Genomic DNA, 17,784 nt, shown 5'->3' with positions numbered 1-17,784 from the left:
TTTTGCTGGGGTAGATGGCATGACCGATGAGTGGAAGGCGCCGACCAAGGCCGCTGCCGACAATGGCGATGATAAAAGCTGGAAACTGCTGGAAAAAACCCTGCTGGCGGGTGTCCAGGAGCAGCGTCGGGCGCGGCGCTGGGGGATCTTCTTCAAGCTCCTGACCTTTACCTACCTGATCGGCATGCTGGTGCTGTTCAGTCCCTTGGTGGATATGGAAAAAAGCGCCGCCCGCAGCGGTAGCTACACCGCGCTGATCGAAGTGCGCGGGGTGATTGCCGACAAGGAGTCTGCCAGCGCCGACAATATCGTCAGCAGCCTGCGCACCGCCTTCGAGGATCCCAAGGTCAAGGGTGTGGTGCTGCGCATCAACAGCCCGGGTGGCAGTCCGGTGCAGTCGGGCTATGTCTATGACGAAATCCGCCGCCTGCGCGCGTTGCATCCTGAGATCAAGCTGTACGCGGTGATCTCTGATCTGGGGGCTTCGGGCGCCTATTACATTGCCAGTGCTGCCGACCAGATTTACGCCGACAAGGCGAGCCTGGTGGGTTCCATTGGCGTGACGGCGGCCGGCTACGGGTTTGTCGGGGCCATGGAGAAGCTGGGGGTTGAGCGGCGTACCTACACCTCGGGCGAGCATAAGTCGTTTCTCGACCCGTTCCAGCCACAAAAGGCTGACGAAACCCAGTTCTGGCAGAGCGTGCTCGACACCACCCATCGCCAGTTCATTGCGAGCGTCAAGCAGGGGCGCGGTGAGCGGCTCAAGGATAAAGAACATCCGGAGTTGTTCTCCGGGCTGATCTGGTCTGGCGAACAGGCCTTGCCGTTGGGCTTGATCGATGGCCTGGGCAGTGCCAGTTCGGTGGCGCGGGATGTGATTGGTGAGAAGGAGTTGGTGGACTTCACCGTCCAGGAATCGCCGTTCGATCGCTTCTCCAAGCGTCTGGGTGCCAGTGTGGCGGAGAAGCTGGCGTTGTATATGGGCTTCCAGGGCCCGACCCTGCGCTGATCTCAGGTTGGCATAGCTCAAAATGTGGTGCGGGCTTGCTCGCGAATGTGCAGTGTCAGTCACTGGCTGTGTATCTGACGCGCCGCATTCGCGAGCAAGCCCTCTCCCGCATGGGGTTTGTGGTGGTCTACGGTACCTGCACACCTTCGGCCAGCAGCATATCTACCAGGCGAATCAGCGGTAGGCCGATGAGGCTGGTGGCGTCCGGGCCTTCGGTGCTTTGAAACAGGCTCACCCCCAGCCCTTCAGCCTTGAAGCTGCCAGCGCAATCGTAGGGCTGTTCAGTCCGCAAGTAGCGCTCGATCTGTGCCGGCTCCAGTTGGCGCATTGTGACGGTGAAGGGGACGCAGTCCACCTGGCAACGCCCAGTGTCGCTATTGAGCAGTGCCAGGCCGGTCAGGAAGCTGACCCGTCGACCGCTCGCCGCCAGCAATTGTTCACGGGCTTTTTCAAAGGTGTGGGGCTTGCCGATGATCTGGCCATCCAGCGCCGCGACCTGGTCCGAGCCGATGATCAGGTGCCCTGGGTGGCTGTTGGCGAGGGCGCGGGCTTTCTCTTCAGCCAGGCGCTTGACCAGGTCGACCGCGGACTCATTTGCACGATGGTTTTCGTCGATATCCGGAGAGCTGCAGATGAACGGCAGCTGCAGGCGATTCAACAGTTCCCGGCGATAAACCGAGCTGGAAGCGAGTAATAAAGGCAACATGTGGCTCTCCTCAAGGCAGTCGCGGATTCTAGCGAGTGGGCAGTCTGGCGCACAGGGCTGAATTTCCTTTGACATGGGCGGGTGCATCCCTATAATGCTGCGCCTATGTTGAATGACCCGATTCCACCTCACGTTGACCCGCGCAAATTGGCTGATCGTGGCACCACCCTTCAAGGTGAAGTGTTGCTGGCCGATTTGGAGAGACTCTGCGACCCGCTTTCCGACAATGTCGGTACGGTGCAGGCTAAATTCGTTTTTGAACGAGATGAACGTAAATCTGTGGTAATTCACAGCTTTATCGACACCGAGGTCAAAATGGTTTGCCAGCGTTGTCTTGAGCTGGTCACCCTGCCGATCCACAGCGAATGCAGTTATGCTGTGGTGAAAGAGGGTGCGAATACCCAGTCGTTGCCGAAAGGTTATGACGTGCTGGAACTGGGCGAAGATCCTTTGGATCTGCATGCACTGATCGAGGAGGAGCTTCTGCTCGCCTTGCCCATTGTGCCTGCTCATCATCCGGAAGAATGCCAGCAGCCGGCGGGGCTCGATGACGAGTCCGAACCGAGCGAGGACGAGGTAACGCGGTCCAACCCGTTCAGTGTATTGGCGCAGTTAAAGCGTGACCCAAACGTTTAGGAGTTAATCAATTATGGCTGTTCAGCAGAACAAAAAATCCCGCTCTGCCCGTGACATGCGTCGTTCCCACGATGCCCTGACGGCAAGCACTCTGTCTGTAGAAAAAACCACCGGTGAAATTCACCTGCGTCACCACGTATCGCCAGAAGGCGTATACCGTGGTCGTAAAGTGATCGACAAGGGCGCTGACGAGTAATCACTTGTCTGCTCAAGTCATCGCGATTGACGCAATGGGCGGGGACTTCGGTCCCCGCAGCATTGTTCAGGCGTGCATTGCCAGCCTGTCCGCTACGCCCTCGCTGCACCTGACCCTTGTCGGTCAACCTTCCCTACTTGAAGAACTGATTGCCAGCCATCCGGCTGTGGATCGCGCGCGCCTGACGATAATGCCAGCCAGCGAAACCATCGGCATGGATGAAAAGCCAGCCCAGGCCCTGCGTGGCAAACCCGATTCCTCCATGCGCGTAGCCCTTGAGTTGCTGCGTGATGGCAAGGTCCAGGCCTGTGTCAGTGCCGGCAACACCGGGGCCTTGATGGCCTTGTCCCGTCATGTGCTGAAAACCCTGCCGGGCATTGATCGGCCGGCGATGGTCGCGGCGATCCCGACACAGCGTGGCTACTGTCAGCTGCTGGACCTGGGAGCGAATGTCGATTGCAGTGCCGAGCACCTGTTGCACTTTGCCCTGATGGGGTCAGTTGCGGCCGAAGCGCTGGGTGTGGTGCGTCCGCGCGTGGCGTTGCTGAACATCGGTACCGAGGACATCAAGGGCAACCAGCAGGTCAAGTTGGCCGCCAGCCTGTTGCAACAGGCGCGGGGCTTGAACTACATCGGGTTTGTCGAGGGCGATGGGTTGTATCGCGGCGAGGCCGATGTGGTGGTTTGTGACGGTTTTGTCGGAAATATTCTGCTCAAGTCCAGCGAAGGCCTGGCAACGATGATTGCCGCGCGGATCGAGGCGTTGTTCAAGCGCAACCTGGCTTCCCGGCTGGTGGGTGCCCTGGCGCTACCCTTGATGCGGCGCCTGCAGGCGGACCTGGCTCCGGCGCGGCATAATGGCGCAAGCTTCCTCGGTTTGCAGGGCATTGTGGTAAAAAGCCACGGGTCGGCAGGGGTCCAGGGCTTTCAGAGTGCCATTGCGCGCGCGCTGATCGAGATCCAGGAGAACCTGCCGCAGCGCTTGCATGGCCGTCTTGAGGATCTGTTGCCTTAGGCGAATCGGGCCGGGAATGCTTAAATGTGACCGGCCAGTTCAATTGACCATCCAATCTGTCAGTTTCTTGCGCTCCCAGCTGTGGGGCGTCAATTCACCGACGACCAGATCATTAGGGGCTTGTTACATGTCTACATCCCTCGCATTCGTCTTTCCAGGGCAGGGTTCGCAGTCCCTCGGCATGTTGGCCGAGCTGGGCGCGCAATACCCGCTGGTCCTGGAAACATTCAAGGAAGCTTCTGCTGCCTTGGGCTACGACCTTTGGGCATTGACCCAGGACGGGCCGGAAGAACTGCTCAACCAAACCGATAAAACCCAGCCGGCGATCCTGACGGCTTCCGTCGCGCTGTGGCGCGTCTGGCTGGCTGAAGGCGGCGCACGCCCGGCTTTTGTCGCCGGCCACAGCCTGGGCGAGTACAGCGCCTTGGTCGCCGCAGGCAGCCTGACCCTCGCTGAGGCGGTCAAGCTGGTAGAGCGCCGTGGTCAACTGATGCAAGAGGCTGTTCCGGCCGGGCAGGGCGGCATGGCCGCTATTTTGGGCCTGGACGACGCCGTGGTGATCGAAGCCTGTGCCGAAGCGGCCCAGGGCGACGTGGTCAGCGCGGTGAACTTCAACTCCCCTGGCCAGGTGGTGATCGCCGGTGCCAAGGCTGCGGTTGAGCGTGCCATCGAAGGTTGCAAGGCCCGCGGTGCCAAGCGTGCATTGCCACTGCCGGTCAGCGTGCCATCCCATTGCGAGTTGATGCGCCCGGCGGCCGAGCGTTTCGCCGAGTCCATCGCAGCCATCAACTGGCAGGCGCCGCAGATCCCGTTGGTACAAAACGTCAGCGCCGACGTGGCACCCGACCTCGAAACCCTCAAGCGTGACCTGCTGGAGCAACTGTACAAGCCGGTGCGCTGGGTTGAGTCGGTCCAGACCCTGGCTGCCAAGGGCGCTACTCAACTGGTTGAGTGTGGTCCAGGCAAAGTCCTGGCCGGTCTCAACAAGCGCTGCGCCGAAGGCGTGTCGACTTCCAATCTCAATACCCCGGATGGCTTCGCAGCCGCCCGCGCCGCACTGGCCTGAACTAAGGAGAAGCCTGCATGAGTCTGCAAGGTAAAGTTGCACTGGTTACCGGCGCAAGCCGTGGCATTGGCCAGGCGATTGCCCTGGAACTGGGCCGTCAGGGCGCGGTAGTGATCGGTACTGCGACCTCCGCCTCCGGCGCCGAGCGTATCGCGGCAACCCTCAAGGAAAACGGCGTGCAGGGCACTGGCCTGGAACTCAACGTGACTAGCGATGAGTCCGTGGCTGCCGTGCTGGCGCAGATCACTGCACAGTTCGGGACGCCAGCCATTCTGGTGAACAACGCCGGTATTACCCGCGACAACCTGATGATGCGCATGAAAGACGACGAGTGGTACGACGTGGTCGATACCAACTTGAACAGTCTGTTTCGCCTGTCCAAGGGTGTTTTGCGCGGCATGACCAAGGCGCGTTGGGGTCGAATTATCAATATTGGCTCCGTAGTGGGTGCCATGGGCAACGCAGGCCAAGTAAACTACGCCTCTGCCAAGGCCGGCCTGGAAGGTTTCAGCCGTGCCCTGGCGCGTGAAGTCGGCTCGCGGTCGATTACGGTCAACTCGGTGGCTCCAGGGTTTATCGATACCGATATGACCCGCGAATTGCCTGAAGCGCAGCGTGAAGCGTTGCTGACGCAAATTCCGCTGGGCCGTCTGGGCCAGGCCCAAGAGATCGCCAATGTGGTCTCTTTCCTGGCGTCTGACGGTGCGGCATACGTGACTGGGGCTACAATCCCGGTGAACGGCGGGATGTACATGAGTTAAATTGTGACGGATCGCTTCAAAAAAATGTCATACGAGCTGTCTAAAATCCGTTATAAAGCTGCAATCTATTTATAGACAGGTGGTCGGTAGGGTACGAGGGTGAAGCTTTCAGTTGAAAAGCTGAAAAGCCTTTCTATACACTTACCCACTGGCCAGCTGCCTGAATTTGTCCATTAGGAGTTAAACAAGGTATGAGCACCATCGAAGAGCGCGTCAAGAAAATCGTCGCCGAGCAACTGGGCGTTAAAGAAGAAGAAGTGACCAACACTGCTTCCTTCGTAGAAGACCTGGGTGCCGATTCCCTTGACACCGTTGAGCTGGTGATGGCTCTGGAAGAGGAATTCGAGACCGAAATCCCGGACGAAGAAGCTGAAAAAATCACTACTGTTCAAGCTGCTATCGACTACGTTACTAGCCACCAGGCGTAATAGTTTGTAATCGTCGCTTGCTGTTATGGAAAAACCGCACTGCTATAACGGCGTGCGGTTTTTTCATTAGCTCTGATGAAAAGTCAGCTCAAGTGTCGTCATCAAGAAAAAGGAGAGTGCTGTGTCGCGTAGACGCGTCGTAGTCACCGGTATGGGTATGTTGTCGCCACTGGGTACGGATGTGCCGAGCAGTTGGCAGGGCATTCTGGCTGGCCACAGTGGTATTGGTCTGATTGAACATACGGACCTTTCTGCCTATTCCACCCGTTTTGGCGGCTCGGTAAAGGGCTTCAATGTCGAGGAATATCTCTCGATCAAAGAATCCCGCAAACTCGACCTGTTCATTCAATACGGCCTGGCAGCCGGTTTTCAGGCGGTGCGTAACGCCGGCCTGGAAGTGACCGATGCCAACCGTGAGCGCATTGGCGTGGCCATGGGCTCGGGTATTGGCGGTTTGACCAATATCGAAGAAACCAGCCGTACCTTGCACGAATCCGGCCCTCGTCGAATTTCACCGTTCTTCGTCCCGGGCTCGATCATCAATATGATTTCCGGCTTCCTGTCCATCCATCTGGGTGCCCAGGGGCCTAACTACGCCATTTCCACGGCGTGCACCACGGGCACTCACTGCATCGGCATGGCGGCGCGCAATATCGCCTATGACGAGGCTGACGTGATGATCGCCGGTGGCGCCGAAATGGCTGCCTGTGGCCTCGGCATGGGTGGCTTCGGCGCGTCCCGTGCGCTGTCGACGCGCAATGACGAGCCGACCCGCGCCAGTCGTCCGTGGGACAAGGGCCGTGATGGCTTTGTACTGTCCGACGGTGCCGGTGCCCTGGTCCTCGAAGAACTGGAGCACGCCAAGGCCCGTGGCGCGACGATCTATGCCGAACTGATCGGTTTTGGCATGAGTGGCGATGCGTACCACATGACCTCGCCCCCTGCCGACGGTGCGGGCGCCGCGCGTTGCATCAGCAATGCCCTGCGCGACGCGAAGATCAACGTCGATCAAGTGCAGTACATCAACGCCCACGGCACCTCGACGCCGACGGGCGACCTGGCAGAAGCCCAGGCCATCAAGTCGGTATTCGGCGAGCACGCCTACAAGCTGGCGGTCAGCTCCACCAAGTCCATGACCGGTCACCTGTTGGGTGCGGCAGGTGCAGTCGAAGCGATTTTCAGCGTGCTGGCAATCAAGGATCAGGTCGCGCCGCCGACCATCAACCTTGATGAACCAGATGAGGGCTGCGACCTGAACTTCGTGCCTCACGAGCCGCAGAAAATGCCGATCGACGTGGTGTTGTCCAACTCGTTCGGCTTTGGCGGTACCAACGGTTCCCTGGTGTTCCGCCGGTTCGCCGAGTGATGCACAGCTGGGTCGACGGTCAGCCAGCGGACGCCGTGCTGCTGAAAGATCGCGGCCTGGCCTACGGCGATGGTCTGTTTGAAACCATCGCAGTCAAGGCCGGGCAGCCCGTGCTGCTTGATCGTCACCTGCAACGCCTCGACGAGGGTTGCAGGCGCCTTGCGCTTGCCGCAGACCAGGAACTGGTCCGCAGCGAAGTGCTGGCCTTTGCCGCAGCCCTGGGCGATGGCGTACTCAAGTTGATCCTCACCCGTGGCGATAGCCAGCGGGGTTATGGCATCAGCGCTGGCGCCTCGGTGCGCCGTATTCTGCAAGGCAGCCCGCCTGCCACCTATCCTCAGACTCATGGTTCTTCAGGCGTTCGCCTGTTCCCATGCGCTACTCGTTTGTCCGAGCAACCTTTGCTCGCAGGTCTCAAGCACCTAAACCGCCTCGAACAGGTCATGGCCCGCGCCGAGTGGCAAGATGCCGATCACGTGGAAGGATTGATGCTGGATATGTCCGGGCGCGTCATCGAAGGCGTGTTCAGCAACCTGTTCCTGGTGCATGACGGCCAGTTGCTGACGGCCGACCTGAGCCGTTGCGGCGTGGCCGGCGTCATGCGTGCCGAGCTGTTGGCCAGGGCCGAGGGGTTGGGCATTGTCACCACCGTTGCCGATATCAGCCTTGCGCAGTTGCAGCAGGCTGATGAAGTGTTCGTCTGCAACAGCGTATATGGCATTTGGCCGGTGCTTGGATGTGGGCCAATGAGCTGGTCGGCTGGGCCGCTCACCCGTAAACTGCAGGGCATTGTTCGCGCGCTATTGGGTGTTTGATTTGAGACGTAAAATTGTATTGCTGCTGGAGATCGGTCTGGTCCTGGCGGGTTTGCTGCTGGGCTTTTCGGCCTGGAAGCTGGACTCGGCCTTGAAGCAGCCGCTGAATCTGTCCCAGGAGCAATTGCTGGATGTAGCGGCTGGTGCGACCCCTACCGGTACTTTCAATCGTCTGGAAAACGACGGTGTACTTGAGGATGCCTTCTGGCTGCGCCTTTACTGGCGCTTCAATCTTGAGGGTCAGCCACTGCACAGTGGCGAGTACCGCATGACGCCAGGCCTGACGGCCCAGGGCCTGATCGGCCTGTGGCAACGCGGTGAAGTGGTGCAGTACAGCCTGACGCTGGTGGAGGGCTGGAACTTCCGCCAGGTGCGCAGTGCGCTGGCCAAGCACGAAAAGATCGAGCAGACCCTGACGGGCTTGAGTGACCGCGAGGTGATGGCAAAAATCGGCCATCCCGACGTCTTCCCGGAAGGGCGGTTCTTCCCTGATACCTACCGTTTCGTGCGCGGCATGACCGATGTCGAGTTCCTGAAGAAAGCCTACAACCGCCTGGACGATGTACTTGAGCAGGAATGGAGCCGACGTGCCCCGGATGCGCCCTATACCGACCCCTACCAAGCGCTGATCATGGCATCGCTGGTCGAGAAGGAAACCGGCGTGCCTGAAGAGCGTGGGCAGATTGCCGGGGTGTTTGTGCGGCGCCTGAAGATCGGCATGCTGCTGCAGACCGACCCCACCGTGATCTACGGCATGGGCGAGCGCTACAACGGCAAGTTGACGCGCGCGCACCTGAAAGAAGCCACGCCCTATAACACCTACATGATCAGCGGCTTGCCACCGACGCCGATTGCCATGGTCGGCCGCGAAGCGATCCATGCCGCGTTGAATCCGGTACCGGGCAGCAGCCTGTATTTCGTGGCGCGGGGCGATGGCAGCCATATTTTCTCCGATAGCCTGGATGCCCATAATGCGGCGGTGCGCGAGTACCAACTCAAGCGTCGCGCCGATTATCGCTCCAGCCCTGCGCCGGCCACACCTGCGACCGTTGAGCCTGTCGCGCCTGAAGCTGCGCCCGCGCAAAGCCCGCAATGACTCTGATTAAGGACTGCCTGTGACTGGCTTGTTTATTACCCTGGAAGGCCCGGAAGGCGCCGGCAAGAGTACCAACCGTGAATACCTGGCCGAGCGCTTGCGGGCCGCAGGGATCGAGGTGCTGCTGACCCGCGAGCCCGGCGGCACGCCCCTGGCGGAGAAGATCCGCGAGGTGTTGCTGGCGACTGGCGACGAAGTCATGAACCCGGACACCGAGTTGTTGCTGGTGTTTGCCGCGCGTGCCCAGCACCTGGCCGAAGTGATCCGGCCGGCGCTGGCCCGTGGTGCGGTGGTGATCTGCGACCGCTTTACCGATTCTACCTACGCCTACCAAGGCGCCGGCCGTGGCTTGTCCCTGGAGCGCATCGCGACCCTGGAGACCTTTGTCCAGGGCGATCTGCGCCCGCACCTGACCCTGGTCTTCGACCTGCCGGTGGACGTCGGCCTGGCGCGGGCCAGCGCCCGTGGTCGCCTGGACCGCTTCGAACTGGAAGGCCGGGCATTTTTTGAAGCGGTGCGCGCGGCGTACCTCCAGCGTGCCGAAGCTGCACCGTCGCGCTATTGCTTGCTGGATGCCGCGCAACCGCTGGAGCAAGTGCAACAGGCCATCGATGCGCTGCTCCCGAAACTGTTGGAGCTTTACCGTGGCTGAAGCCTATCCGTGGCAGGACAGCCTGTGGCAGCAATTGGCCGGACGTGCCCAGCATGCCCATGCCTATCTGCTCCATGGGCCGGCAGGCATCGGCAAGCGCGCCTTGGCCGAGCGCTTGATGGCTCGCCTGCTGTGTCAGCAGCCAGCAGGGCTTGAGGCGTGCGGGCAATGCAAATCGTGCCTGCTGCTCAAGGCCGGCAGCCATCCGGACAACTACGTGCTGGAGCCTGAAGAGGCCGACAAGGCGATCAAGGTCGACCAGGTACGTGACCTGGTGAGCTTCGTGGTGCAGACCGCGCAGATGGGCGGGCGCAAGGTGGTGCTGATCGAGCCGGTGGAGTCGATGAACATCAACGCCGCCAACGCCTTGCTCAAGAGCCTTGAGGAGCCCTCGGGCGACACCGTGCTGCTGCTGGTCAGTCATCAGTCCAGCCGTTTGCTGCCGACGATTCGCAGTCGTTGCGTGCAACAGGCCTGCCCGCTGCCGAGCGAGGCCATGAGTTTGCAATGGCTGGGCCAGGCCTTGCCGGAGTGCAGTGAGCAGGAACGGGTTGAATTGCTGACCCTGGCGGCCGGCTCACCCCTGGCGGCGGTCAGCCTGCAGGCCCAGGGCGTACGCGAGCAGCGTGCGCTGGTGGTCGATGGGGTGAAGAAGCTGCTCAAGCAAGAGCAGTCTGCCACGCAACTGGCCGAGGGCTGGAAAGACGTGCCGCTGTTGCTGCTGTTTGACTGGTTCTGTGATTGGTCCAGCTTGATCCTGCGCTATCAACTGACTCAGGATGAGAGCGGCCTGGGCTTGATGGACATGCGCAAGGTCGTGCAGTACCTGGCGCAGAAGAGCGCCCAGGACAAGGTTTTGAACATTCAGGACTGGATCCTCGCCCAGCGCCAGAAGGTCCTGGGCAAGGCCAACCTGAACCGGGTGCTGTTGCTTGAGGCACTGTTGGTGCAGTGGGTCGGGTTACTCGGCCGACGTTGATATTCTCGGGGCTGACGGATGTCTCGTTGGCCAGACACTTCCTGTGACGCAAGTTGTAACTTCTTATGCTCGTAGATTCCCATTGCCACCTTGATCGCCTCGACCTCGCCGCCCACGGCGGCTCCCTGGATGCCGCCCTCGACGCCGCACGCCAGCGTGGCGTCGGGCATTTCCTGTGCATCGGCGTCAGCGCCGAGAACGCCGCCGACGTCAAGGCCCTGGCTGAGCGCTATGCCGACGTGGATTGCTCGGTAGGCATCCATCCCCTGGACCTCAAGCCTGGCGAAGCCCCGGCCCTCGACTGGCTGCTGGGTGAACTCAATCACCCGCGAGTGGTGGCTATTGGCGAGACCGGCCTGGATTACCACTACGAGCCGCAAGCCGCCGATTTGCAGCAGGCCTCGTTCCGCCTGCACCTGCAAGCGGCGCAGCAGACCGGTAAACCAGTGATCGTCCATACCCGTGGCGCCCGTGCCGACACCCTGGCCTTGCTGCGCGAGGCGGCGCTGCCCCAGGCGGGCGTGTTGCATTGTTTTACCGAAGACTGGGAGATGGCCAAGGCGGCGCTCGACCTGGGGTTCTATATTTCCCTGTCGGGGATTGTCACCTTCCGCAATGCTGATGCCCTGCGGGATGTGGCGCGCCAGGTGCCGGCGGATCGTCTGCTGGTGGAAACCGATTCGCCTTACCTCGCGCCAATCCCCCATCGCGGTAAACCGAACCTCCCGGAATATGTGCGGGATGTGGCGGATTACCTGGCGATGTTGCGCGGCGAGTCTGTCGAGCGTTTTGCCGAGCAGACCACCGAGAACTTCAAGCGCCTGTTCCCGTTGGCGCACGTTCGCTGAATCCAAGGCAAAAAAAACCCGGGTTCTGGGGGGTGAATCCGGGTTAAGACCATTAGGAGTAAATAAAGGTACGCGGTCCATTGGTACCCCTATCGGTGTTTCACTTGGGGGAGATGTCACACCGACAGATGAAGTATTGATCAGTATCCCGTGCAGTCCAGCCGCATCTGATCGTTTTTTAAACAGATTTGGAATACGTGCGCTTCGCTTGAGTTCTCATTGAGCGGCAATACATTGCGCGAACCTGTGTTTTATTTCTGACCCATATCGCTTGATTCGTTGGCGGGCTGTAAGTTTAGTGTATGGGTTGTTCATATAGACGTTGCCCAACGACCGCCCAGTCGGGATAATCCCTCGCACCGGGTAAAACGTTCCGTCATCGGGGCATTCAACCCTCCCAATACTGACCTCTGCAGACCTCTTTCTATGCACAAAGAACCCCGTAAGGTCCGTGAGTTTCGCCGCCGTGAGCAGGAAATTCTCGACACCGCGCTCAAATTGTTCCTCGAACAGGGTGAAGACAGCGTCACCGTCGAGATGATTGCGGATGCCGTGGGTATCGGCAAAGGCACGATCTACAAGCACTTCAAGTCCAAGGCCGAGATCTACTTGCGCCTGATGCTCGATTACGAGCGCGATTTGAACGAGCTGCTGCACTCGGCCGATGTCGACAAAGACAAGGAAGCGCTGTCCCGGGCTTACTTTGAGTTCCGCATGCGTGACCCGCAGCGCTACCGCCTGTTCGACCGCCTCGAAGAAAAGGTGGTCAAGGGCCACCAAGTGCCGGAAATGGTCGAGGAGTTGCACAAGATCCGTGCTTCGAACTTCGAGCGCCTGACCCTGCTGATCAAGGGTCGGATCAGTGAAGGCAAGCTGGAAGATGTGCCGCCTTACTTCCACTACTGCGCCGCCTGGGCGTTGGTGCATGGTGCCGTGGCGCTGTACCACTCGCCATTCTGGAGCAATGTGCTGGAAGACCAGGAAGGCTTCTTCCAGTTCCTGATGGACATCGGCGTACGCATGGGCAACAAGCGCAAGCACAGCACCGACCTGCCGAACCCCGAGACGCCTGCCACATAAGGCATTCATCCGGACAATGGCCGGTTGATTTACTGCCGTATGTAGTAACCCAGGAATATACTCAGGCAAGGACCTTGCTAAAATCTGATTTATGAGTCAGGTTTTAGCGCGCCCGAATTATCCGCTGCCGGAGTGATCCATGATCGTTGATCGTCAAGGCAGGCGTTTTCGCAATTTGCGGATCAGCCTGACCTCAGCCTGCAATTACGCCTGTACCTACTGCGTGCCCAACGGCAAGCGGTTGGTGGCTGCGCAGGACGAGCTCTCGGCCGAGGCCATGGCCCGTGGGGTGGCCTACCTGATCGAGGCTGCAGGCATCGATCGTCTGCGCATCACCGGCGGCGAGCCGCTGGTCAGTCCCAAGCTCGAAACCTTTATGCAGGCCGTCGGGCAGATGGGCTTGAGCGATATCAGCTTGACCACCAATGGCCAGTTACTAGCGCGCAAGTTGCCATTACTGGTCGATGCCGGTATTCGCCGTATCAATGTTTCCCTCGACACCCTCGATGCCGCTGCCTTTCGCGGGATCGCCAGGGGGGGCGACCTGGCCACGGTCCTCGATGGCATGGAGCAGGCGCGTGCGGCGGGAATCAAGATCAAGGTCAATATGGTGCCGTTGCGCGGGCAGAACCTCGATCAGGTCATGCCCCTGCTGGAGTATTGCCTGGAGCGCGGCTATGAACTGCGTTTCATCGAGTTGATGCGCATGGGCCACCTTGCCAGTGACTCCAACGCGTTCCTGCAACAGTTCGTCAGCCTGCAGCAACTGTTGAGCCTGATTGGCGAACATCACGAATACCTGCAGGCTGACGCCCCGGTAGATGCCACGGCCGTGCGCTATGAAATTCCCGGTCAGGGCTTCTTCGGCGTGATCGCCAATGAAAGCGTGCCGTTTTGCCGTACCTGTTCGCGCCTGCGCCTCTCCTCGACCGGCTGGTTGCACGGCTGCCTGTCGTCGAGCAACCGCCACTATGTCGGCGACCTGTTGGACAAGCCGCGCCACCAGGCCCTGCCGGCGTTGCAGCGTCTGCTGGTCAAGGCCTTGGGCGACAAGCAGGAAGTGGCGTTTTCCGGCGGGGCGACCGTGATGAAGATCATTGGCGGGTAGCCAGGCAAGCTGGCGCAAAATCTGCATCTGGTGCCCATTCGCCGGTTTTCCGTCACCGGCTCCTGGAGGATAGGATGCGTAGTCTGGTTTTGTTGCTGGCGTCGTTCGCGCTGGGTGGCTGCATGACAGTCAGCGATATGGCCGAAGGCACTCGCTATCAGATGAGCGATGCCGGTTTGCTGGATCACAGCGACACCCGTCGTTCCAACTCGGTTCGCATACAGCCCGATTCGTTTGTATTTATCGCCCAGGGCGCGTTCACGCCGCCGGGCAGTGCCTATCCGCGTCCCAATGTGGTGGCCGAGGAAGCCTTCAATGGCTTTATCGAATACTTCCCCATGGTCCGCCGCGCCCGCGCCCCGCAAGGGCTGGAGCAGGCCATGGCCGAAGCCCGTGAGGCAGGCGCGCATTACCTGTTGTATACGCGGTTCGCTAAGGCCGATGATCGCATCGGCAATGCAGATGAGTGGGCCGATCAGGAAGCCCTGGACCGACTGGGCGTCGACAGCGGGGTCATCCAGATCATGTTGATCGAGACCAGCACCCAATATTTGATCGATACTGCACGGATTCGCAGTCGTGGCGGTTTACTGACGTTCCATGACAACAAACCCGAAGATCTGCTTGGCCCACCGCTGCGCCAGTACGCCCGCAGCCTGTTGGGCATGAGCGACCAGTAATTCAGAGGAGAACAGCATGACGGATTCGGCCAAGGCCAATGATTTGTTGGCGCAGTTGCCCAAGGGCAAGGGACCGGCTCCGGTTCATCTGTGGAACCCGAATTTCTGTGGCGATATCGACATGCGCATCGCCCGTGATGGCACCTGGTATTACCTGGGCACGCCTATCGGGCGCAAACCGATGGTCAAGCTGTTCTCCAACATCATCCGTCGCGATGGCGATGATTACTTCTTGATCACGCCGGTGGAAAAGGTCGGGATCAAGGTGGATGACGCGCCCTTTGTGGCTGTGTCGCTGGAGGTCGAGGGCGATGGCGAGAACCAGCTCCTGCGGTTTACCTCCAATGTCGAAGACCTGATCGAAGCCGGCCCGGCGCATCCGCTGCGGGTGGTGATTGATCCACACACCCAGGAGCCTTCGCCCTATGTGCTGGTGCGCAACAACCTTGAGGCGCTGGTCCACCGCAACGTGTTCTACCAGTTGGTGGAACTGGCAGTAACACGCCGGATCGACGGCGAGAGTTGGCTGGGCGTCTGGAGTGGGGGGGTGTTCTTCCCGATAGGCCTGGAGCCCAGGGACTGATACCGGCAAGCCGGCTCCTGCATAGGTTTGGAATGTTTGTAGGAACTGGCTTGCCAGCGATGACGGCCTGCCTAGCGCTCTATCATCACCAGGCACACCGCTATCGCCGGCAAGCCGTCTATTACGCGTCTTCGAGCTTGCGCGCCGCGTCCACGCCGGATGCTGTCAGTTTGATCGGCAGGTGCAATGCGTGTTCGCCGGCCTCGTTACAGGTCACATGGCCTTCCTTGATCAGCCCGCGGTCCTGAAGGATCGCCAGGGTACTGGCCACGACTTTTTCGCCCCGGTAGTTATCCAGCACCTCCTTGCCCAAGCCATTCGGGTGCGCGTGCAGCAAGCGGGTGAGGACTTCTTTCTCAAGGTTTTTATCGACGTTCATGCATACCTCTTCAGGGTCAGTGGTGGGGTAGTGTTCGTCTGTCGGCCAGTGGCTCAAGGCTGTTTTGGCGCGCCGGGCAGGTTGTCATCGTTGCCGCTTGGGGTGGCATTCTTGCCGGGGCCGATCTTGCCGTTCTCGACATCGGTGCCCAGGCCCTGGCGGTTGCCGTCATTGCCTCGGGTGCGTGGGTCGGCGCCGTCCTGGATGATGGCTCCGCCATTGGTATCGAGCCCGGTGCCCATGGAGTTCTCGGTTTCTTGGGTGGCGGGGTTGGGCGGGCTACCAATAGGGTCGGTCTTGCCGGTGGAAGGGTCGGTTGCCGCAACACTGGCCAGGGACACCGCAGACAGCAAGCCAGCGAAGGCGAGGGCAGTCACTTTGGAAGTATTCATGGTGGAGCCTCCATAGGAATAAAGTCCTTACCTTAGGTTGGTCAGCCCACTCTTATTGTTGGTGCCTGGATCACGACGAACGGTGCTAGGTCACCTGTAAGATTTTGTGTTTCGACACCCGGCGCCAAATCAGGCGCAGCACCGTGATCAGCCAGTTGAGCAAGGCGATGCCCAATACACTGGCGAGCAGGGTTGGCACGCCATGCTCGACAATCAGCTTGCCCGCCAGCAGCGGGAACCCGAACACCCCGATAAAGTACGACAGGCTGAACAGCAGCAAGGCTTGGGGCGTGCTGGCAGTTGGCGCTTCGTTGGCGGCCAGGCCGTTGATCACTGAATAGGTCAGGCCGTAACCCACTCCCAAGGTGATAGCCGCCAGCAAGTAGCTGAAGCTGTCATGCACGCCGAAGCTGAACATCAGGATCGACACCAGCATCAATCCGGATAACACACAGGCCGACCAGTACGCATCCCGCTTGACCACCACGCTGGCAATCAACAATCGACTGGTGATCGCCGCGCCCATGAAGCCCAGGAAAAACAGCGAGTAATCTAGCCCCTGACTTGCCGCGTAGCTGGTCTGGAAACTCGACAGCCCGCCAAACACACAGCCGCCCAGGCCAACCATGATGATCGCGAATGCCGCCTTCGACCCCAGTACACGCCGGGTGCTGGCCCAGGAGATTTTCGACACGGTGCCAGTCCCCAACAAGTTGGGTTGCTGCTTGAGATAGCTGCCCAGGCGCCAGAACATCAGCACGCCCACCAGGCTGGCGAGAGCTGCAATATAAAATGCGCTTTCCAGAGGCAGGCCCATGGCGCTGGCCGCCCGCCCCAACAGGGGGCCCGAACCGATGCCGGTCATCATGCTCCCCGACAGCCAGGCGAAATACTTGGCCCTGTGGCTGGGCGCCACCAGCATCGCCACGATGATCGGGCCCAGGGTGTAGAACACGCCCCAGCCCAGCCCGAGGGTCAGGCCGAACAGCATCAGGCCCTGGCCAAAACCCGGCGTCAGGGCAAAGCCCAGGCAGGCCACCACCAGCAGGATCCCCAGGCAGGCAATTGAGCGCGCGGCACCCAGGGCATCGGCCAGGTGCCCGGATGCAATCACCGCGATAAACGTACTGAGCATCGCCATGGAAATCACGCTGCCGGCGTCGTGTTCATTGCCGCCTCTGGAATCGATCAGCAGCGACAACAAAAACGTCGAGCCATACGACAGTGACAGCAGGTAGCTGGCAAGGCAGAACAGGGCGAAGAGCGTTCCGCCAACTGGAGCAGAGGGGCGCATGGGCAAGCCTTGGGGTTTGTTGGATTTATGGCGGACTTTTTACCACGGGCCACCCCGTGCTTTGTTCTGTGGTTACTGGCGTCAGCATTGCTGCGCAGCGGAGTAATCGCGTGCATAAATCCCTGCAAGCGGTCATCAAAGCGCCTTAGTATGTGTCCTTTCTTTTTTAGCCGCAGGCCTGTTCATGACCATCGAGATCCGTCCCGCCGTACCCAGCGATGCTGCGCAGATCCTGACCTTTATTACTGAACTGGCCGAGTACGAAAAAGCCCGCCACGAAGTGATCGCCAGCGTGGTGGATATCGAGCGCAGCCTGTTCAGCGAAGGTGCCACCGCCCATGGCCTGATCTGCCTGCGCGATGGCTTGCCGATTGGTTTTGCGGTGTTCTTCTTCAGCTACTCCACTTGGCTTGGCAGCAACTGCCTGTATCTGGAAGACCTGTACATCAACCCGGAGCAGCGCGGTGGTGGGGCGGGCAAGAAGTTGCTGCGCCACTTGGCGAAGATCGCCTACGACAATGGCTGTGGGCGCTTTGAGTGGAGCGTGCTGGACTGGAACGAACCGGCCATTGCGTTCTACAAATCCATCGGCGCCCAACCCCAGGAAGAGTGGGTGCGCTACCGCATGGAAGGCGATGCGTTGCGTGAGTTTGCCCAAGGCTGAGATCGGCCCTGTTATGAGGCCCGGCATTTGC

The 17,784-nt window shown here is 60.1% G+C and carries 22 protein-coding genes; 18 read left to right on the top strand and 4 right to left on the bottom strand.

Annotated features, from left to right (window positions below):
* The first annotated feature begins 19 nt into the window (after positions 1–19).
* Entirely contained in the window at positions 20–1,009 is a 990-nt protein-coding gene (locus C5F71_RS04710) for a S49 family peptidase (protein ID WP_092237589.1), read from the top strand.
* Between the two features lie 127 nt (positions 1,010–1,136).
* Here C5F71_RS04710 and C5F71_RS04705 read toward each other — a convergent pair whose 3' ends face one another.
* Complete coding sequence (locus tag C5F71_RS04705) at positions 1,137–1,715, bottom strand: nucleoside triphosphate pyrophosphatase (RefSeq protein WP_104910733.1); 579 nt, start codon at positions 1,713–1,715, stop codon at positions 1,137–1,139.
* Positions 1,716–1,820: 105 nt separating this feature from the next.
* On the opposite strand from C5F71_RS04705, the gene C5F71_RS04700 reads away from it, so the two are divergent.
* From C5F71_RS04700 to C5F71_RS04625, 16 genes are all read left to right on the top strand, one after another.
* Complete coding sequence (locus tag C5F71_RS04700; protein WP_029299696.1) at positions 1,821–2,351, top strand: YceD family protein; 531 nt, start codon at positions 1,821–1,823, stop codon at positions 2,349–2,351.
* 13 nt (positions 2,352–2,364) lie between these two features.
* Complete coding sequence (rpmF, locus tag C5F71_RS04695) at positions 2,365–2,547, top strand: 50S ribosomal protein L32 (RefSeq protein ID WP_008152339.1); 183 nt, start codon at positions 2,365–2,367, stop codon at positions 2,545–2,547.
* A 4-nt stretch (positions 2,548–2,551) separates the two neighbouring features.
* Positions 2,552–3,562: a phosphate acyltransferase PlsX gene (gene plsX / locus C5F71_RS04690; protein ID WP_104910732.1), complete on the top strand. Its 1,011-nt coding sequence runs from the start codon at positions 2,552–2,554 to the stop codon at positions 3,560–3,562.
* A gap of 127 nt (positions 3,563–3,689) precedes the next feature.
* A complete protein-coding gene (gene fabD / locus C5F71_RS04685; protein WP_070994640.1) occupies positions 3,690–4,628 on the top strand; it encodes an ACP S-malonyltransferase in 939 nt (312 codons plus the stop codon).
* A 17-nt stretch (positions 4,629–4,645) separates the two neighbouring features.
* Entirely contained in the window at positions 4,646–5,389 is a 744-nt protein-coding gene (gene fabG / locus C5F71_RS04680) for a 3-oxoacyl-ACP reductase FabG (protein ID WP_029299688.1), read from the top strand.
* Positions 5,390–5,580: 191 nt separating this feature from the next.
* Complete coding sequence (gene acpP / locus C5F71_RS04675; protein ID WP_010165887.1) at positions 5,581–5,817, top strand: acyl carrier protein; 237 nt, start codon at positions 5,581–5,583, stop codon at positions 5,815–5,817.
* Positions 5,818–5,938: 121 nt separating this feature from the next.
* On the top strand, positions 5,939–7,183 hold the full coding sequence (gene fabF / locus C5F71_RS04670) for a beta-ketoacyl-ACP synthase II (protein ID WP_029299686.1): 1,245 nt from the start codon (positions 5,939–5,941) through the stop codon (positions 7,181–7,183).
* Positions 7,183–7,998, top strand: coding sequence for an aminodeoxychorismate lyase (gene pabC, locus C5F71_RS04665; protein ID WP_104910731.1), 816 nt, complete (start codon positions 7,183–7,185; stop codon positions 7,996–7,998). Before fabF ends, pabC begins: the two co-directional genes overlap by 1 nt.
* Before the next feature lies 1 nt (position 7,999).
* On the top strand, positions 8,000–9,094 hold the full coding sequence (mltG, locus tag C5F71_RS04660; protein ID WP_029299684.1) for an endolytic transglycosylase MltG: 1,095 nt from the start codon (positions 8,000–8,002) through the stop codon (positions 9,092–9,094).
* A 19-nt stretch (positions 9,095–9,113) separates the two neighbouring features.
* Complete coding sequence (gene tmk, locus C5F71_RS04655; protein ID WP_029299683.1) at positions 9,114–9,746, top strand: dTMP kinase; 633 nt, start codon at positions 9,114–9,116, stop codon at positions 9,744–9,746.
* A complete protein-coding gene (locus C5F71_RS04650; RefSeq protein WP_029299682.1) occupies positions 9,739–10,725 on the top strand; it encodes a DNA polymerase III subunit delta' in 987 nt (328 codons plus the stop codon). Before tmk ends, C5F71_RS04650 begins: the two co-directional genes overlap by 8 nt.
* Positions 10,726–10,790: 65 nt before the next feature.
* Positions 10,791–11,573 carry a TatD family hydrolase gene (locus C5F71_RS04645; protein WP_029299680.1) on the top strand — a complete coding sequence of 261 codons (783 nt, stop codon included), beginning with the start codon at positions 10,791–10,793 and terminating at the stop codon, positions 11,571–11,573.
* Between the two features lie 426 nt (positions 11,574–11,999).
* Positions 12,000–12,653: a TetR/AcrR family transcriptional regulator gene (locus C5F71_RS04640; RefSeq protein ID WP_029299679.1), complete on the top strand. Its 654-nt coding sequence runs from the start codon at positions 12,000–12,002 to the stop codon at positions 12,651–12,653.
* Positions 12,654–12,792: 139 nt separating this feature from the next.
* A complete protein-coding gene (locus C5F71_RS04635; RefSeq protein WP_104910730.1) occupies positions 12,793–13,761 on the top strand; it encodes a GTP 3',8-cyclase MoaA in 969 nt (322 codons plus the stop codon).
* A gap of 74 nt (positions 13,762–13,835) precedes the next feature.
* Positions 13,836–14,441, top strand: coding sequence for a DUF4823 domain-containing protein (locus C5F71_RS04630; protein ID WP_092237567.1), 606 nt, complete (start codon positions 13,836–13,838; stop codon positions 14,439–14,441).
* 16 nt (positions 14,442–14,457) lie between these two features.
* Entirely contained in the window at positions 14,458–15,024 is a 567-nt protein-coding gene (locus C5F71_RS04625; protein ID WP_092237564.1) for a DUF1285 domain-containing protein, read from the top strand.
* 121 nt (positions 15,025–15,145) lie between these two features.
* Here C5F71_RS04625 and C5F71_RS04620 read toward each other — a convergent pair whose 3' ends face one another.
* The 3 genes from C5F71_RS04620 to C5F71_RS04610 all read right to left on the bottom strand — a co-directional run bounded on the left by C5F71_RS04620 (position 15,146) and on the right by C5F71_RS04610 (position 17,089).
* A complete protein-coding gene (locus tag C5F71_RS04620; protein ID WP_029299672.1) occupies positions 15,146–15,403 on the bottom strand; it encodes a hypothetical protein in 258 nt (85 codons plus the stop codon).
* Between the two features lie 53 nt (positions 15,404–15,456).
* On the bottom strand, positions 15,457–15,795 hold the full coding sequence (locus C5F71_RS04615) for a hypothetical protein (RefSeq protein WP_070994635.1): 339 nt from the start codon (positions 15,793–15,795) through the stop codon (positions 15,457–15,459).
* 85 nt (positions 15,796–15,880) lie between these two features.
* Complete coding sequence (locus tag C5F71_RS04610; RefSeq protein WP_029299668.1) at positions 15,881–17,089, bottom strand: MFS transporter; 1,209 nt, start codon at positions 17,087–17,089, stop codon at positions 15,881–15,883.
* A 184-nt stretch (positions 17,090–17,273) separates the two neighbouring features.
* Between C5F71_RS04610 and C5F71_RS04605 the strand changes: the two genes are divergently transcribed.
* A complete protein-coding gene (locus tag C5F71_RS04605) occupies positions 17,274–17,753 on the top strand; it encodes a GNAT family N-acetyltransferase (RefSeq protein ID WP_029299666.1) in 480 nt (159 codons plus the stop codon).
* Positions 17,754–17,784: the final 31 nt, after the last annotated feature.

It is taken from the genome of Pseudomonas sp. LG1D9 (assembly GCF_002949995.1).
GTDB classification, from domain to species: domain Bacteria; phylum Pseudomonadota; class Gammaproteobacteria; order Pseudomonadales; family Pseudomonadaceae; genus Aquipseudomonas; species Aquipseudomonas proteolytica.
Note: the sequence above shows the minus strand (reverse complement) of the source record. Positions and strands in the feature narration are given on the sequence as shown.

What these genes read in the sequence shown, in the direction of transcription:
- C5F71_RS04640 (WP_029299679.1), top strand. Translation starts at nt 12,000, where the DNA reads ATGCACAAAGAACCCCGTAAGGTCCGTGAGTTTCGCCGCCGTGAGCAG.
- fabG (WP_029299688.1), top strand. Translation starts at nt 4,646, where the DNA reads ATGAGTCTGCAAGGTAAAGTTGCACTGGTTACCGGCGCAAGCCGTGGC.
- C5F71_RS04605 (WP_029299666.1), top strand. Translation starts at nt 17,274, where the DNA reads ATGACCATCGAGATCCGTCCCGCCGTACCCAGCGATGCTGCGCAGATC.
- C5F71_RS04645 (WP_029299680.1), top strand. Translation starts at nt 10,791, where the DNA reads ATGCTCGTAGATTCCCATTGCCACCTTGATCGCCTCGACCTCGCCGCC.
- C5F71_RS04710 (WP_092237589.1), top strand. Translation starts at nt 20, where the DNA reads ATGACCGATGAGTGGAAGGCGCCGACCAAGGCCGCTGCCGACAATGGC.
- C5F71_RS04615 (WP_070994635.1), bottom strand. Translation starts at nt 15,795, where the DNA reads ATGAATACTTCCAAAGTGACTGCCCTCGCCTTCGCTGGCTTGCTGTCT.
- C5F71_RS04610 (WP_029299668.1), bottom strand. Translation starts at nt 17,089, where the DNA reads ATGCGCCCCTCTGCTCCAGTTGGCGGAACGCTCTTCGCCCTGTTCTGC.
- pabC (WP_104910731.1), top strand. Translation starts at nt 7,183, where the DNA reads ATGCACAGCTGGGTCGACGGTCAGCCAGCGGACGCCGTGCTGCTGAAA.
- C5F71_RS04620 (WP_029299672.1), bottom strand. Translation starts at nt 15,403, where the DNA reads ATGAACGTCGATAAAAACCTTGAGAAAGAAGTCCTCACCCGCTTGCTG.
- C5F71_RS04705 (WP_104910733.1), bottom strand. Translation starts at nt 1,715, where the DNA reads ATGTTGCCTTTATTACTCGCTTCCAGCTCGGTTTATCGCCGGGAACTG.
- C5F71_RS04630 (WP_092237567.1), top strand. Translation starts at nt 13,836, where the DNA reads ATGCGTAGTCTGGTTTTGTTGCTGGCGTCGTTCGCGCTGGGTGGCTGC.
- fabD (WP_070994640.1), top strand. Translation starts at nt 3,690, where the DNA reads ATGTCTACATCCCTCGCATTCGTCTTTCCAGGGCAGGGTTCGCAGTCC.
- C5F71_RS04635 (WP_104910730.1), top strand. Translation starts at nt 12,793, where the DNA reads ATGATCGTTGATCGTCAAGGCAGGCGTTTTCGCAATTTGCGGATCAGC.
- acpP (WP_010165887.1), top strand. Translation starts at nt 5,581, where the DNA reads ATGAGCACCATCGAAGAGCGCGTCAAGAAAATCGTCGCCGAGCAACTG.
- rpmF (WP_008152339.1), top strand. Translation starts at nt 2,365, where the DNA reads ATGGCTGTTCAGCAGAACAAAAAATCCCGCTCTGCCCGTGACATGCGT.
- C5F71_RS04700 (WP_029299696.1), top strand. Translation starts at nt 1,821, where the DNA reads ATGTTGAATGACCCGATTCCACCTCACGTTGACCCGCGCAAATTGGCT.
- C5F71_RS04625 (WP_092237564.1), top strand. Translation starts at nt 14,458, where the DNA reads ATGACGGATTCGGCCAAGGCCAATGATTTGTTGGCGCAGTTGCCCAAG.